Below are 16,055 nucleotides of genomic sequence, written 5' to 3'. Positions count from 1 at the left end.
TCATTTTGAGGTTAAATAGCGTTTGTTTATGACAATAATTGCCATGAACATCGAGGCCCAACTAATGCCATAACACAACCAGAACATCCAAAGCGATATATCGATGTTTAAAACACCAAAACGCGCCCCTGCATAATAGCTACCCGGTGCAAAAAGAGCGCATACAAGCCACCCTAAATACCATGGAAGCTTTTGCAGAAACTGCATTGAAGTATTGATGGTTAAAAGCAATGCTCCCCAAAGGAGTACCAGCCAAAATGGAAAGGGGTAGACTTTAAAACTCAGTAAATTTAAGGATGTCGCAAGCCATTCAAAGCCTAACGCAAGGGGCAGGCCACACACTAGAAGCAAAAGGTCTTGCTTGCGTTGCTCGGAAAGATAGATCATCAATCCAACAACGCCTAAAGCTGGAATAACGGCTTGTTGCTCAAGGAGTAAGGCCATAAACCACACTCCCTGAAACAACACGAAATTAATAATTGAGCGCAATGTCATCGCCTGAGTGAACAAAACGAGGTCGACGAGCAACCAAATGAACTGTGCTAATCGAACGCGTTCTGAACGCGCCTTCGCAATAAGCCAAATAAAATAGCCACAAGCGATAGAAGCGTTGATCGAATTTTACTTTATCGATTTCAGGCCAGCTTGCCACAAAGCGTTCACGCCAGTCAGCCAACGTTCTGGCGTAATGCACCCCAATGTCTTTAACACTGTGAACAACCATGTCAGTTTGCTGTTTAATTTGCTTGTTCATTTCATCTAAGCATGGCAAACAACCGCCGGGGAAAATATACTGCTGTATAAAATCTGAGTTCTTTAAGTAATGGCTATAGCGTTGATCCGCAATTGTGATCGCTTGTATAAGCATTGCCCCATTAGCTTTTAACAGTGACTGACACTTAGCAAAAAAGCCAGGCAAATACTCGTGACCCACAGCTTCAATCATCTCAATAGAGACAAGCTTATCGTAGCGGCCCTCAAGGAGTCGATAATCGTGTTTAAGCAACGTTATTTTGTGCTCTAAATTTAATTCTTTTATTTTTTCTGCAACATAATCATGCTGCTCATCAGAAATAGTGGTGGTTGTGACATGGCAATCAAAATACGTTGCAGCATAGATAGCAAATGCCCCCCACCCGGTTCCAATCTCAATGACCTTATCGCCAGGTTGCAAGTCGACTTGCTCACATATAAGAGCGAGTTTGTGTGTTTGTGCTTGTTCTAGCGTCGCTGCTTTCGATGGATACACAGCGCATGAATAAAGCATTTCGTCACTTAAAAATGCGCTGTATAAATCATTGCCTAAATCATAATGCGCTGCGATGTTCTTTTTAGAACCCGATGCAGAGTTTTTATTTTTTAAGTGGTTGACTCGGTGAGCAATACCACTTAAAAAAGCGAATTTTTTTTCAAAAGCGTCTAGTTTGTCTTGGTTGAGGGCAAATATTTCGATGAGTTGCGTTAAGTTATCACAATCCCAATACCCTAAAATATACGCTTCACCAGCCCCCACACTGCCCGACATGGCAAACATTTTGTACATTGCGGCGTCATTTACTGTCACCGTAACACTGAGCGAACTGTGTGGATTACCAAACTGTTCGCGCTCGTTGCCATCAATTAATGTGATGCAGCCTATGTCGATACTGCTGAACGCACCTGTCACCAGTTTCTTATAAATTTTTGACAACCAACCTGTTGTAGAGGATTGCGTTAAATTTGATACTTTTTCCATCACATCACCTAATTTTAATTCTCTTGCTTGCCTGAGTGACCAATAAAGGGCACACGTTTGCAAAATAGTTTCAGCGCATGAATGTAAATACCTTTAAAAATACTCAACGTCATCGCTGGAAACTGTTTCAGCACGGCACTAACCTGCTCTTTAGTCAGGGCTTGCCTTTGCAAACGAAGTGTTGCATCAAACAAAAGAGTGTCGTCTTTTTTATTTTCAATATGAATCATAGCGTTATCAGAATTAAGTCTGACATTCCAATGATAGTTCATATCTAAGTTCATGAAAGGTGATACGGAGAAAACCTTTTTAAAGTTCACTTTTTTTTCTAAAGGTACGACATAATAATGACGTTCATTCCACGGCGTGTTACTCACTTCTGCAAGCATGTGTGTGAAATTGCCATCGGAGGTTTGATAAAAGAAAAAATTTACGGGGCTGAAGTAAATGCCAAAACAGCGCATTTGCCCCAGCATATAAACATGGCTAAACGTTGTGTTAACCCCCAGTTCCGCAAGCTTATCCAGTGCGCGTTGCTGCAATGATAACTGCATGTTGGTTTGATAGTTAAAATAATCGCTTTGTTTAAACTTTAATAGTTTAAAGCCATTACAACCAAGCCAAGGATGAATATTATTCAGCTCCTCTGGCTTGGCTAAATCGACCCACATCATGTAGAGCGGGTATTTAAAGTGATGCTCTTTTACTGCAAAACGCCGATGTCGAACATCACCAATGTAAATAGCACTATTCAAACTCAACTCCGAGTTGTTTAGCAACATTCACGGCACTTCTTACACCATCTTCATGAAAACCATTGTACCAATAGGCACCGCAGAAATAGCTGTTTTTATGGCCATCTATCAGCGCTTTTTTCTGCTGGGCAGCAATAGATTCTTTGTTAAAGACAGGATGGTGATAGATAAATTCGCGTAAGATTTTGTTTTTGTTAATTCCCTCTAAGTGGTTCAAGGTCACACAGAATTGTGGTTTACTTTCAATTCCTTGCAAAATATTCATTTGGTAAGTAACCACAGCAGCTTTGTCTGTGTTGTTATTAAGCAAATAATTCCAACTTGCCCAGGCAGCCTTACGTTTAGGAAGCAAAGAGGTATCGGTATGCAATACCACTGAATTCGCTGTGTATGGAATCGCAGAAAGTACCGCTTTTTCATCCTCAGTTGGGTCTAACAAGAGCTTTAAAGCTTGGTCTGAGTGACACGCAAAAACAACTTTATCAAACGTTTCGCTGTAACCGTCATCAAAATGAACATGGGCACACTCTTCACCACGCGATACAGAACTAATATTACTGTTAAGACGAATTTTGTCTGCAAAACCTTTAATCATTGGCTTGATGTATTCACGAGACCCTCCCGGAATAACATACCACTGAGGGCGGTTGGTAATATCTAAAAGGCCATGGTTATAAAAGAACTTAACGAAGAACTCTGTTCCCACTTTGGTCATTTCTTTAATACTGGTCGACCAAATTGCAGCTCCCATAGGCAGGATGTAGTGGTAACGAAAAAATTCGTTAAAATCATGCTCATCTAAAAACTCGCCTAGCGTTTGGTTAGGTTGATAATTTTGCTCTGCATGTAACGCCTTACACACATCATTAAAACGCACGATGTCTTTGAGTAGTTTCCAAAACTTAGGACGAAAGATATTTCGCTTTTGTGCAAATAAACTAAAAAAAGTGTGGCCATTGTATTCAAAGCCCGTTTGTTCGTTATGCACACTAAAACTCATTTGCGTTTTTTGTCGTTGCACACCCAATCGGTCGAGCAATTTTTCAAAGTATGGATAGGTTCTATCATTAAACACAATAAAGCCTGTATCAACGGCATAATCAACACCGTCAACGTTGACATCAATTGTGGCAGTGTGACCGCCTATATAGTCATTTTTTTCAAACACTGTTACATCATAATGTTTATGAAGTAGGTGCGCACAGCTTAAACCTGCTATACCCGACCCAATTACGGCCACTTTTTTCAACGTGATAATCCTTTTGCAAGCTTCAGCCATAATGGCGTAGGAAGCATTCGTAATAATTTTAAAATGAGGGTAAATCGATAAGGGAAATGCACTTCCTTACGTCGTTTTTCAACCCCTTTGTATATGTAACTAGCTGCTTTTTCTGCGCTAACCGCCATGGGCATAGGAAAGTCGTTTTTATCTGTTAAAGGCGTTTTCACAAATCCGGGATGAACCAAGGTCACGTCTACATCATTTAAATCAACAGCAAGGCTGTTTGCTAAATAACTGACTCCCGCCTTAGAGGCGCCATAGGCTTGGCTTCGTGGCAAGGGTAAATATGTGACGCTTGAACTGACAATGACCAACTGGCCACCCGGCTTAATTTTTGGCAGCAAGGCCTCTAAGCAGTAGCCCATGCTTAATAAGTTTGTTGTTACAACGCGGGTAAATAATGCACTGTCGAAATTACGCGCATCATCAATATATTCACAATTTCCTGCGTTTAATATAACGCGATCAAATTGTGTGTAGGCCACGGTGCTTGAACGGATGTCTTGCAAATTTGTGGCATCAAACTCACAACGTTCAATGTTGCTGTGGGCACTTAATTTAGCAAGCTTGTCGGTGTTACGACCACATGCTATAACCTGCTCGCCAGCATCTGCGTATTTATACGCAAGCGCTTCACCTATGCCAGATGTCGCGCCTGTAATTAGTGTTGTCATTATGCACTCGCTCTTTTATCAATGAAACGAACTGCTGAACCAAGTAACGGAATGTGTCTGTACAGTAAGGCACCCGCATCGAAATAATCGCGATGTTGGATAATTTTTTCGTTCGAAAAAACGAGCCGACTGTGCCCTTCCACCGCTATTTTTTTACCTTTGTTTAATTTTGGATGACGGTAAAACATTGTCCAATAAATAAAGGCTTTGTTGGTCGTGTGCTCGACATCAGTGATGTTAAATTCACAAGAAATAACATTAGCGTACAAATTTTTAAAATAGCCGTGTAAAGCGGCTAAACCATCCACTGCATGAAGGGGGTCTGAAAACTGGATATCTTGATGGTAGATTTCATCAAGCAGATGCAAATTGTCTTTATTGAGTGTTTGATAAACATTAATAAATCTGTCAAGGGTCGCCTTGTCCATATCACACCTTAAACGCGTTCAACGCACGCTCTCGCGCCGCTTTATGATCAACTATTGGAGACCAATAACTGCTTTTACTTCCCTGTTTAGCTAAGTAGTCATGTGGGAAGTGAATGTGTTTCGCAGGTATTTTTTCCAACTCTGGTAGATATTTACGGATAAACTCACCATCTGGATCAAAGCGCTCGCTTTGGGTAATTGGATTAAAAATACGAAAATAAGGTTGTGCATCACACCCTGTGCTAGCAGCCCATTGCCATCCACCATTGTTTGACGCCAGATCGCCATCAATCAAGTGTTTCATAAAAAAGCGCTCGCCTTTGCGCCAATCAATAAGGAGGTGCTTAGTTAAGAAACTAGCAACCACCATTCGCAACCGGTTATGCATCCAGCCGGTTTGCAATAATTGTCGCATTGCTGCATCCACAAGCGGATAGCCGGTTTTACCTTCACACCACGCATTAAAGTCATGTTCGTCGTCGCGCCATGCTAGGGCATCGTATTTATCGTTAAAGTTGGCGTATTTACTCAAATTTGGATAAATCGCAATCAGGTGACGATAGAACTCGCGCCAAATCAACTCGTTTACCCAGCAAAACAGACTACTTTTAGCATTTTTCAATACATCGGGATGACGCTGCTGAATGAGCGCCAGCAACTGATGAACACTAATAATGCCCAGCGCTAAATAAGGGCTTAAACCTGAGGTGCCTTTAATACCTGGGATATCACGTTGTTCCTGATACGTACCAAGCTTTTCGTCGATAAAGCGTGCACATACATGGCTTAGCGTTTCATCATCAACCGGCCATTTTTCGGAGCTGCCGTCAGAGGTTAATAATTCATTTTCTTGCCACTGAACTGCAGGTGGCATATTAGGAGGCTCGGCAAAATAAAAATGCGTATCTTGAAACTGCTTTAACCACGCATTTTTGAAAGGCGTGAACACTTTAAACATCTCGCCACTTTGGTTTTTAATACTGCCTGGGGGGGCAATAACATCACCATCATAGCTGTAAAAATGTACATCTAGCGAATCAGCTTTAGCTAAAAATGCATTATCTCGTTCAACTTCATTGAGTTCGTATTCATTATTTGCATAAACACTTTCAATAGAATGCTGTTGGCAAAACGCTGAGAGCTTATCAACACACCCCGAATAATCGTGTGCATCAATAAGGTGTAATGTAATGCCTTTATCAGCTAAAAGTTGCCCTAAAAATGCTAAACGGCGCTTTAATAAATCAATCTGAATAGGTGCTACATCATGTTGTTGCCATTGTTTTTCGGTTATAAAAAACACCGCATCTTGGCATCCATTGTCGATAGCGCGATATAAAGCGTCGTTATTAAAAAGGCGCAAATCGCGCCTAAACCAAAATAATGTCTTCATTAAATTCCGTAGCGTAATTTCAGTTCGTTCGGGTAAGGGTCAAAATAGACTTGCTTTGCAAGGTATTCATTGGGATGTATTTTTAGATGGTGCTTAATTAAGGTAAGCGGTACGTACAAAGGAACAAGTCCTTTTCGATACTCATCAATCGCATCGCGAAGCTCTTGCTTTTCAATTTTAGTGAGCGACTTTTTAAAATACCCCTGCAAGTGCATTAAGGTATTGGCATTATTTTTTCGCGAAGCAGGTTTCTTTAATGCGGTCATTAGTCCCAAAATGTACTCATTCGCGAGCGCATTAATATCTTCGCCATCAAATGTGCCCAGTAAGTTACCCAAGTTTCGATACGCCTCGTAATTATGAGCCATCAGCAAATATTTATATTGCGCATGAAACTGCGTTAAACGGTGCACGGTAATGGGTTGCTCATTAAGCGTTTGCCAATGTTTGTAGGTGTAGACCCGCATGACAAAGTTTTCACGCAGATGCATATCGTTTAAGCGACCGTTTTCTTCACAGGGTAGTAGCGGGTTGTGAGCCATAATTTGCTCAGCAAAAAAACCAACGCCCTCAGAAGTATTTCCGGTACCCGCTTCATTGTAAATTTTAATCCGTTCCATGCCACAGCTTGGGCTTTTAGCACAAAACACAAAACCGCTTAACTCAGCAGTTTGTTCTGTTGCCACGCGCTTACCATACTCTGTCAGTTTAGGGCCAACATCGCCCGTGCCATCTGGTCGACATACTTTTATCGTGTCACCAACACGCACTTGGCGAATGGTCGGTCGCGGTATTGGCAAACCAACCGCGACTTCAGGGCAAAACTTTTTATACTCGACATGATTAGCTAACTCATCCATGCAAAAGTTTGATTTTTTGTGACCACTATCAAAACGCACTTTATCGCCTGCTAAGCAAGCACTAATACCTATTTTTATTGTCGATTGCAGCATAAAGTTCCTACTAATAAATCAAATTACCAATTGGATTAAGTAATTTGCTGATACCCTTGTTAAAGTGTAGAGCACTGCTCACCACCGTAAAACATAAGCACCCTTGCGCCGTTTTAGGCGTATGATTATGACGCCCATCAAGCATCATAAAATCTCCAGGTACGTAACTGCCTTCTTCATCACTAAACTCACCCTCTAGTAGTAAGGTTAGCTCAAATCCAGTATGTGTGTGCTCCGGAATTTCACCCCCTGCATCAATATGTAAAAGACTGGCTCTTAAAGCACCGTCGTCTATGTCAATGCGTGAGCGCGCCAACTTACCAAGTTGCATAAAGTTACTGTGACCAATACGTGTTAAGGCGCGAGGCAATGTGTAAGTTTTGTCTTTAACATCAACCGTAATGGGGGCTTGCTCGTAAATTTCGTCGATTGCATCGTCTGCTGTAATTGCATCGAATAAGCCTGCATCAAATGAATCTTCACTATCAGCATCAAATCCTGCAAATACATTATCAGCCTGTTTGGCTTCGAGTGCTGCAATCTCTTTTTTACACACGGGGCACATTTCAACATGAATAGCGACAGCGATACTCAACGATGCTGGCAAATTGCCTTCGCTGAACTGCATGAGAATGTCGTTAGAAGGATGGTGCTTAATCATGTTGGTCTCCCATTTCGTTGCGTAACTTCTGCAAGGCCAAGCGAAGACGAGACTTCACTGTGCCTACGGGAATGTTTAAATGCTCTGCAAGTTGTTCTTGCGACATGTCTTGAAAATACACCCCACGTACAACTTCACGTTGCGCCTGAGGCAGCTTGTTAAGGTACTGCTTAATTTGTTTGTCTTCTAAATGGTCGCTAAATTCGTGTTGACCCGGAGTTGCTTCATCAATAAGTGGCCAAATATCTTCGCTGATACACTCTTCTCTACTGCTTTTCATTTTTCTTAGCATGTCGAAAGAAGCATTACGCATCACGGTATAAACCCATGTCGTTGCAGCCCCTTTATCCTTGTGATAGAGGTGTGCCTTGCGCCAAACTGAAGTAAGCGTTTCTTGCACAAGCTCCATCGCTTGCGCTTCAGAGCCAAATTGTTTAATTCCAAAGCGCTTTATTTTTGGCGAAAAATATTGGAACAACAGCGCAAACGCCCGTTTATCGCGGTGCGTTGCAACTGCAAATAATGCATCTGCAAGCTCTTTGCTTGGTGTATCTGGCATGGCAGTGAATTGACCTGTGTTAGGTTTACAACCTGTTTGAAGTTGTTGACTTACCATTTTAATGTCATCCAATTATTGTCGTTACGTACATTACGCAGAGCAACAACAAACAGATCACATTAATCAGTAAATTCGGTATTAATCAAAGTATGGAGGAAACTTAGCAAATTTTCAAAGTTAGATTTAAAGGCAAGTTGTTGTTTTTTAACTAGTGAAATGGGTAATATTTCGAGCCAACGCGCAGCAACCCACGCAAGGTTATCAAATTGAGGGGCTTTATAAAGTGCAGCTAAATCAGGTTGATTCGCAAATACAGCTTGCAACGTATGGCTTAGCAATAAGTTTTCATCGGTGACGACTGATTTTACATACCAGCTCGGTTTCGACACGCGCTCAACATCAGCATGACGAAGCGCTTGTTTATCATAAAATGGTTGATTGATAGACACGGCATGCTCTGCATACACATCAATGAGTAACTGCCCGCTATCATCTTGATTAAAATCGGTTATTTTCATCATACAACCGAACTCAGGCAGGTTAAGCTCTGTGTCGTGTTGGTATGTGCAAAGCACAAATCCGGTGTTGTCTTTAACAGCTTCTTTTACCATGGTTAAGTAACGCTGTTCAAAGATTCTTAGTTTTGTGTACCCTTCAGGTAAAATAAAAACCGGTAAAGGAAAAATCGCACGCTTCATAAAGTCTACTATCAAAAAACCACATGCCTTTAGTTACGTGCGCTTTTAGTCCGCCGATCAATATTTCATGAAATCTTAATTCTATTTCCTATCCTAAAAGTTGAACCATTGTGCAACATTACGAAATAACTCGATTGATGCATACGCACTGAGTAAACTCAACACAGGTGCAACCATTAGTAAAAATAAGCTGATTTCACTACTCATTTTCCTGCCTCCTTACTGCTTGTTAGTTACTTCAGATGTTTTTGCAGCCAACGTTACGGCTTCTTTTGAAGCGGTGTCCGCATCACCCATGTAACTTTCAAGTAATTTTTGAGCATCAAACTCAATGCTTTTATTCACACTTTGCTTAAGCTCTATACTTGCTTGTTGAACATAGCTCTTAATGGTTTGTGTGATGGTGTTACTTATGTCTAATTCAAAGTCAGTAGCACTTGCTTGAGCAGACCCTAATACAAGTAACGCAGCAGTCGTAAGTTTTAGTGAGTTATTCATAATGATATTCCTTGTCTCTTTAAGTAATTAGTCGTAATTACATAATCAAAGGTTGTGCCATCATGAAAATATTTTATAAACAATTGTTTTTAAATAAATTTTATAGACAATTAATTCTTACACTTATTCTGTATTGGTTAATAAAACCAATGAAATTTACTTTTTTAACCAACTTTTAGTGAAAAAAATAAGCGTTGATAAATTCAGCGTACACTTGTACACTGAAATTGTTTTTTAATTCATTTTTATTAGATGGTCTATGACAACTGTGCTTCCTTATTCACGCCAAGAAGAACAACTTAATGTGCTCACACATGGCTTAGGTGTCCTATTTTCTGTGTATGTACTGTGGGACTTAGTGTCACAATCAAACGCAATGTCAGCCACCGTGAGTGCTGTTGTGTATGGCTCAAGCTTATTGGTACTTTTTTTAGCCTCAACGCTCTACCACGCAAGTACAAAAGAGCGCCTGCGTGCTATTTATAAAAAGTGTGACCACTGTGCAATTTACTTACTGATTGCGGGTACCTACACGCCTTATTTAGTTATTTCGTTGTCGGGCGCGTGGGCAGTGGCCGCATTAGTGTTTATTTGGTCTTTAGCCATTGGCGGGGTAATTTATAAGTTGCTTGTAAAGCATACCAATAAAAAAATATCGCTCACAACATACTTATTGATGGGTTGGTTTGCACTTGCTCTTGTTTACCCTTTATATTTGAATCTTGACCCAAGTGCGTTGTGGTGGTTACTCGCAGGCGGCATTGCTTATAGCTTGGGAACTTTCTTTTACAGCGCTAAAACGCGACATTACAGTCACGCTATATGGCATGTATTTGTACTTATCGGCTGCGTATGTCACTACCTATCTATTAGTTTATACGTGTACTGAGACGGGTTTATATATTTACAGCAGGCGTAGTGGCTTAGTCCCATTGATGTATACGCATATTAATTTTTGACTTGTTAAAGGTGACACCCTCTATTATCAGTTTTTCACGTTGCTCACGGTGTTTAGGTGTGCCTTCAGGGAAGGATATTTTGCCCTGACTATTGACCACCCGATGCCATGGAATTTTAGAATCGCTTGGCATCATTTTCAATAATCGTCCCACCAGTCTTGCATTATTAGGATAACCAGCAAGACCAGCTACCTGCCCGTAGCTGGCTACTTTTCCCTCTGGAATAGAGGCTATAACCGTATAAATAAGTTCTTCTTTAGTTGCTTGTTGCACGAATTGAATCCAAATACTGTTTACTTACTTCACTAAATGCCTGCCAAATAGCCCTCGCAACCGGGCCATGGTGCACGGAGTGCTGTCTAAATACGCGAATTTCTGCGCCAAATTGATGCTCTCTATCTGTAATTTTTATTTGCTGTAAAAGACCTGCTTCTATTTCACTTTGACAGTGCTGTAAACTGATCATTGCCCACCCTGCCCCAGAAAGCAAAAACGATTTAACACTGGTTATATCATCAATTTTCATCAAGGCAGACCCTAGCGTATAAGAGAGTCTGTCGCTATCAAAACTTAAGTCACTCTCAAACATTGCCAGACACGGGTAATTTTGAATGTCGGCAAAGCTAATTTCCGCTGGCACGACACCTGGCGCACTCACAATGCCAATGTCAAATTTACCAATGGGTAAACTTTCTAGATCACCCGTCGCATGAAACAAATCAAACCATGGGCCAATTCCTAAATCTGCTTGATGGCTATTTACTTGCTCTAGCGAAACAAAGCGTTTACCAGACGAAATACTAAACTCGGTGCTCGAAAAGCGCTTGAAAGTGTGGCTAATGACTTGGTTATAACTATGTTGATGGCACAGCTGCTCGTAACAAATTCGGTAATTAGCTTCATTACCGAGTGCAAGCTCTTTAGCTAACGAACTTAACTCACTGTTAGCATTAAGCAACTGACGCGCCTCTCGATAAAAAATACGCCCTTTTTCAGTCAAATGTAATCGGTAGTGTGCACGGTCTAATAACTCAAAGCCTAGTTCAGACTCTAGCTTCTTGATGGCAATTGTAAGGGCGGGTTGTGTTTTATGAAGCTTTACCGCCGCTTGGCTCAAACTAGAGCTTTGCACGATAGCATCTAAAATAATTAATTGATTTAAATTCATTAACCGCAAACCCTATTAATAAAATTAATGATGTTTCTAAAATTTAATAATTTTTATTTTATATCTTTGCAGCGTATCCTGCAGCAAATTTATGCTTTCATATCTATGGAGAAGACAATGAGATTGGCATCCGCCGTGTTATTCACCACTGTATTATGGTCACTTGCGGCATGTACAGAGCAAACTGCGCAAAGCAACGCTGAGCCGGTCATACGCCCTGTTAAACTTTTCAATACCAACAGTCAGTCAGATCAGGCTATTCGTAGTTTTCCTGCTGAAGTCGTTGCCAACCAAGGGTCTTACTTGGCCTTTAGGGTTAATGGTGAATTACTTGAGTTTCCTGCACTTGCTGGCCAACATGTTGAAAAAGGCCAACTTCTTGCCAAACTTGACCCAGAAGATTTTCAGCTTCAGTACGAAGAGCGAAAAGCACGTTTTGAGCTTGCTGACTCGCAACTTGAACGCGTTCAAAAACTATTTGATCGCTCCATCGCAAGCCAAGCAGAGCTAGACCAAGCACTGGCAAATAAGCAAGTGGCAGAGTCTGCTTTAAAAATTGCAAAAACCAATTTAGATAACAGTGAACTTCGCGCTCCTTTTGCGGGGACTGTGGCAAAAGTTTTTGTGAAGAACTTTGAAAATATCCAAGCAAAGCAAAACATATTACGTCTTGAAACCCGCGACTTAATGGATGTGGTTATCCAAGTGCCTGAAAAACTCATTGCACGCATTGATAAAGACGTTGACTACCAACCTGATGTTATTTTTGATGGCTACCCAGACAAGTCGTACCAACTCACCGTAAAAGAATTTGACACCCAAGCTGACCCAACCACCCTTACATACAAAGTGGTGTTTTCGCTGCCAGTGCCTGAAGACTTTAATCTTCTTGCGGGAATGACAGGCCGTGTTGATATTGATTTAAGCAAAATCACCCACTCACAATCAGCGTATATTCTGCTGCCTGTTGAGGCAGTGTTTTCAGAGCCTACAGAGTCTGAAAAAAATAATAGCTATGTATGGCTGTATGACGAAAACACCGGTTTAGTTCACAAAAAAGCGGTTAAAGTGGGCCAATTACACCGCAACGGTATTGAAGTGCTTTCAGGTATTGAGCAAGGTCAAATGGTGGTTGCTGCAGGTGTGCATTCCTTAGAGGAAGGCATGAAAGTACGTCCATGGCAAAAAGAGCGAGGCTTATAATGAGCTTTGCTGCACTTGCTATTGAGCGAAAAGTTATAAGCTGGATGTTCGCACTGTTTTTGCTAATAGGCGGCACCGTGGCTTATTTTGGTTTAGGGCAACTTGAAGACCCTGAGTTCACTTTGAAAAAAGCAATGGTGATCACTCTGTACCCAGGTGCCTCACCACAACAAGTTGAAGAAGAAGTTACTTTTCCAATTGAAAATGCAATTCAACAATTACCCTATGTTGATTATGTCACCAGTATTTCGTCGCCCGGTAAATCACAAATTACCGTTGAGATGAAAAGTAATTACCGCAAACAAGACCTTCGCCAAATTTGGGATGAATTGCGCCGTAAAATTAACGACCAAGCCGCAGCAATGCCTTCGGGTGTTTACCCAAGTAAAATTATGGATGATTTTGGTGATGTTTACGGTGTGATGTATGCCGTGACAGGTGATGGCTATTCGTATGATGAGTTAAAAGACTACGTTGATTATTTAAAGCGTGAGTTAGTGCTGGTTGATGGCGTAAGCAAAGTAACCGTTGGCGGTGAGCAACAAGCACAGGTAATGGTTGAAATTTCAACCCGAAAATTAGCACAATTAGGTATTTCGCCAGACCGTATTTACCAGCTTTTGCAAACCCAAAATAGTGTTTCTAACGCGGGGAAAGTACGGGTTGGCGATGAATCAATTCGTTTACACCCCACCGGTGAATTTAAAGACGTTAAAGAGCTTGAAAACCTATTAATTTCAAAGCCGGGTGAAAACGAGCTTATATATTTAGGTGATGTTGCAACGGTATTTAGAGAGTACGCAGAAGTACCAAATAACATTATTCGCTTTAATCAGCAGCAAGCACTCCTTGTAGGCGTGTCGTTCAGCACAGGTGTAAACGTGGTTGATGTGGGCGCTAAAATAGACGCGCATTTAGCTTCGTTAGAATACCAACGCCCACACGGTATAGAGATTAATAGTGTTTATAATCAGCCAGCAGAAGTCGAAAAGTCAGTCAGTGGTTTTATTATTAGCTTACTTGAAGCCGTTGCTATCGTCATTGTGGTGTTGCTGGTATTTATGGGCTTTAAAAGCGGTGTACTAATAGGTGTCATTTTACTCCTAACCGTACTCGGCACCTTTATCTTTATGAAGCTATTTGCCATTGATTTGCAGCGGATTTCGCTCGGCGCTCTGATCATTGCGCTCGGTATGCTGGTTGATAACGCGATTGTTGTTACCGAAGGTATTCTTATTAATTTAAAGCGCGGGCAAACTAAACTACAAGCTGCAACCAATATTGTTGATCAAACTAAATGGCCGTTATTGGGTGCAACCGTGATTGCGGTTACTGCATTTGCCCCAATTGGTTTAAGCTCGGATGCCAGTGGTGAGTTTGCAGGTAGCTTATTTTGGGTGTTGTTTATTTCGTTATTACTCAGTTGGATTACGGCAATTACACTCACGCCTTTCTTTGCTGACTTAATGTTTAAACAAGCCACGGAAAAACAGCCTCACCACGATGAAGACCCTTATCAAGGTATCATCTTCAATGTGTATAAAGGTGTTTTGCATTGCGCAATGCGTTACCGTAAAACCACCTTATTGCTCATGGTGATCATGCTCGTTAGTGCGGTATTTGGCTTTAAGTTTATTAAGCAATCATTCTTTCCGGCCTCGAACACCCCCATGTTTTATGTCGATTACTGGCATACTCAAGGTGCCGATATTCATACCACGATGGACGGGGTAGCAAAACTTGAAGCGTTTCTACAAGCCGACCCTCTCGTTGAAGAAGTGACCACCACGGTTGGCCAAGGTGCTCCTCGCTTTATGCTGACATACGCGCCAGAAAAGTCATACCCAGCTTATGGACAGTTGATTATTCGTGTACAAGATCGTGAGGCCGTGACAGCCATGATCAAAAAAGTGCGCGACTACCAACATGAACATGTTCTCGATGCGCAGCTTAAAGTTAAACGCATGGAAATTGGGCCATCGACCGATGCAAAAATTGAAGCGCGCTTTTCAGGCGCTGATCCTGTCGTACTTCGTCAGCTCGCTAAGCAAGCAAAAGACATTCTTCATCAAGACGCTGGTGCCTTTAATATTCGTGATGATTGGCGTGCTCGCTCTAAACTTATTCGTCCGCAGTTCAACGAACAAAAAGCACGCCGTTTAGGGATTGCTAAGTCTGATCTTGATCAGCTTTTATTAACAAGCTTATCGGGTAAACAGGTCGGCGTGTATAAAGACGGCACGCAAATGCTGCCCATTATTGCACGCTCGCCTGCAGAAGAGCGGTTAAATGTCGAAAGCCTGCGCGACTTACAAATATACAGCCCTGTATTGGGAGTCTTTGTGCCAGTTACGCAAGTAGTTGATGACTTTGTTGTTGAATGGGAAGACAGTTTAATTATGCGCCGTGACCGAAAACGCACTATCACTGTCATGGCAGACCATGATGTGATTGGTGATGAAACACCTGCGAAGCTGTTTGCCCGTGTCCGCAAAGATATTGAAGCGATTGACCTGCCACACGGCTACGAGTTGCAATGGGGCGGCGAGTTTGAATCAGCAAGCAAAGCACAAAAAGCGATTTTTGGCTCATTACCGCTTGGTTACTTGGCAATGTTTGCAATTACTGTATTGCTGTTTAACTCAGTTAAAAAACCACTGGTTATCTGGGCTACAGTGCCTCTGGCAATCATTGGTGTATCGGCAGGTTTGTTATTAATGAATGCAGCGTTTAGCTTTATGGCACTGCTTGGTTTACTGAGCTTAAGTGGCATGTTGATTAAAAACGGCATCGTATTAGTGGATCAAATTAACCTCGAACTCGATAGCGGAAAAGAGCCCTATCAAGCCGTGTTTGATTCAGGCGTTAGTCGTGTGCGCCCAGTCGCTATGGCAGCGATCACGACTATTTTAGGAATGATCCCACTTTTATTTGACGTATTCTTCCAATCAATGGCGGTCACAATCATGTTTGGGCTTGGTTTTGCGACAGTACTGACACTTATTGTTGTGCCAGTGCTTTATACACTGTTGTTTAAAATTAAAGTACCTAAACAACGCCACAGCAATTAAGTACTCTTGTATTTGTGC

Annotated in this window: 17 protein-coding genes; 3 read left to right on the top strand and 14 right to left on the bottom strand. The window is 41.6% G+C overall.

Translation table 11 applies throughout. The features are described from left to right. From BM378_RS05565 to BM378_RS05510, 12 genes are all read right to left on the bottom strand, one after another. Positions 1 to 495, bottom strand: coding sequence for a DUF2878 domain-containing protein (locus BM378_RS05565; protein WP_036972010.1), 495 nt, complete (start codon positions 493 to 495; stop codon positions 1 to 3). After that, positions 473 to 1,735 (bottom strand): SAM-dependent methyltransferase, encoded by a 1,263-nt coding sequence (locus BM378_RS05560; protein ID WP_036972012.1) that lies wholly within the window; start codon positions 1,733 to 1,735, stop codon positions 473 to 475. The genes BM378_RS05565 and BM378_RS05560 overlap by 23 nt, the downstream gene beginning before the upstream one ends. Before the next feature lie 14 nt (positions 1,736 to 1,749). Next, the gene (locus BM378_RS05555; RefSeq protein ID WP_036972014.1) at positions 1,750 to 2,490 is read right to left on the bottom strand and encodes a DUF1365 domain-containing protein; all 741 of its coding nucleotides are present in this window, start codon (positions 2,488 to 2,490) and stop codon (positions 1,750 to 1,752) included. Continuing rightward, complete coding sequence (locus BM378_RS05550; RefSeq protein WP_036972017.1) at positions 2,483 to 3,739, bottom strand: NAD(P)/FAD-dependent oxidoreductase; 1,257 nt, start codon at positions 3,737 to 3,739, stop codon at positions 2,483 to 2,485. The genes BM378_RS05555 and BM378_RS05550 overlap by 8 nt, the downstream gene beginning before the upstream one ends. After that, positions 3,736 to 4,446: an SDR family NAD(P)-dependent oxidoreductase gene (locus BM378_RS05545; RefSeq protein WP_036972018.1), complete on the bottom strand. Its 711-nt coding sequence runs from the start codon at positions 4,444 to 4,446 to the stop codon at positions 3,736 to 3,738. Before BM378_RS05545 ends, BM378_RS05550 begins: the two co-directional genes overlap by 4 nt. Then, positions 4,446 to 4,874, bottom strand: a complete 429-nt coding sequence (locus tag BM378_RS05540) for a nuclear transport factor 2 family protein (protein WP_036972020.1) — start codon at positions 4,872 to 4,874, stop codon at positions 4,446 to 4,448. Before BM378_RS05540 ends, BM378_RS05545 begins: the two co-directional genes overlap by 1 nt. A 1-nt stretch (position 4,875) precedes the next feature. After that, positions 4,876 to 6,267 (bottom strand): deoxyribodipyrimidine photo-lyase, encoded by a 1,392-nt coding sequence (phrB, locus tag BM378_RS05535; protein ID WP_036972022.1) that lies wholly within the window; start codon positions 6,265 to 6,267, stop codon positions 4,876 to 4,878. Continuing rightward, on the bottom strand, positions 6,267 to 7,220 hold the full coding sequence (locus BM378_RS05530; protein ID WP_036972023.1) for a YbgA family protein: 954 nt from the start codon (positions 7,218 to 7,220) through the stop codon (positions 6,267 to 6,269). The genes phrB and BM378_RS05530 overlap by 1 nt, the downstream gene beginning before the upstream one ends. Before the next feature lie 10 nt (positions 7,221 to 7,230). Next, the gene (locus BM378_RS05525; protein WP_036972025.1) at positions 7,231 to 7,881 is read right to left on the bottom strand and encodes a ChrR family anti-sigma-E factor; all 651 of its coding nucleotides are present in this window, start codon (positions 7,879 to 7,881) and stop codon (positions 7,231 to 7,233) included. Beyond that, a complete protein-coding gene (locus tag BM378_RS05520; RefSeq protein ID WP_036972027.1) occupies positions 7,874 to 8,497 on the bottom strand; it encodes a sigma-70 family RNA polymerase sigma factor in 624 nt (207 codons plus the stop codon). Before BM378_RS05520 ends, BM378_RS05525 begins: the two co-directional genes overlap by 8 nt. Before the next feature lie 62 nt (positions 8,498 to 8,559). Continuing rightward, entirely contained in the window at positions 8,560 to 9,138 is a 579-nt protein-coding gene (locus tag BM378_RS05515) for an LON peptidase substrate-binding domain-containing protein (protein ID WP_074988775.1), read from the bottom strand. Between the two features lie 219 nt (positions 9,139 to 9,357). Continuing rightward, entirely contained in the window at positions 9,358 to 9,636 is a 279-nt protein-coding gene (locus BM378_RS05510) for a hypothetical protein (RefSeq protein ID WP_051501856.1), read from the bottom strand. 259 nt (positions 9,637 to 9,895) lie between these two features. Between BM378_RS05510 and trhA the strand changes: the two genes are divergently transcribed. Then, positions 9,896 to 10,525, top strand: coding sequence for a PAQR family membrane homeostasis protein TrhA (trhA, locus tag BM378_RS05505; RefSeq protein ID WP_074988774.1), 630 nt, complete (start codon positions 9,896 to 9,898; stop codon positions 10,523 to 10,525). A gap of 34 nt (positions 10,526 to 10,559) precedes the next feature. Here trhA and BM378_RS05500 read toward each other — a convergent pair whose 3' ends face one another. Both BM378_RS05500 and BM378_RS05495 read right to left on the bottom strand, forming a co-directional pair. Next, entirely contained in the window at positions 10,560 to 10,868 is a 309-nt protein-coding gene (locus BM378_RS05500; protein WP_065979038.1) for an MGMT family protein, read from the bottom strand. Beyond that, positions 10,852 to 11,763, bottom strand: a complete 912-nt coding sequence (locus tag BM378_RS05495; protein WP_065979037.1) for a LysR family transcriptional regulator — start codon at positions 11,761 to 11,763, stop codon at positions 10,852 to 10,854. Before BM378_RS05495 ends, BM378_RS05500 begins: the two co-directional genes overlap by 17 nt. 117 nt (positions 11,764 to 11,880) lie before the next feature. Here BM378_RS05495 and BM378_RS05490 point away from each other — a divergent pair, with 117 nt between their 5' ends. Both BM378_RS05490 and BM378_RS05485 read left to right on the top strand, forming a co-directional pair. Next, entirely contained in the window at positions 11,881 to 12,966 is a 1,086-nt protein-coding gene (locus BM378_RS05490; RefSeq protein WP_036972034.1) for an efflux RND transporter periplasmic adaptor subunit, read from the top strand. Next, positions 12,966 to 16,037: an efflux RND transporter permease subunit gene (locus BM378_RS05485; RefSeq protein ID WP_036972035.1), complete on the top strand. Its 3,072-nt coding sequence runs from the start codon at positions 12,966 to 12,968 to the stop codon at positions 16,035 to 16,037. The genes BM378_RS05490 and BM378_RS05485 overlap by 1 nt, the downstream gene beginning before the upstream one ends. Positions 16,038 to 16,055: the final 18 nt, after the last annotated feature.

The sequence above is a fragment of the Pseudoalteromonas lipolytica genome, from assembly GCF_900116435.1.
Lineage (GTDB): Bacteria > Pseudomonadota > Gammaproteobacteria > Enterobacterales > Alteromonadaceae > Pseudoalteromonas > Pseudoalteromonas lipolytica.
The sequence above is the reverse complement of the archived record's forward strand: the minus strand, read 5'-3'. Positions and strand labels throughout refer to the sequence as shown.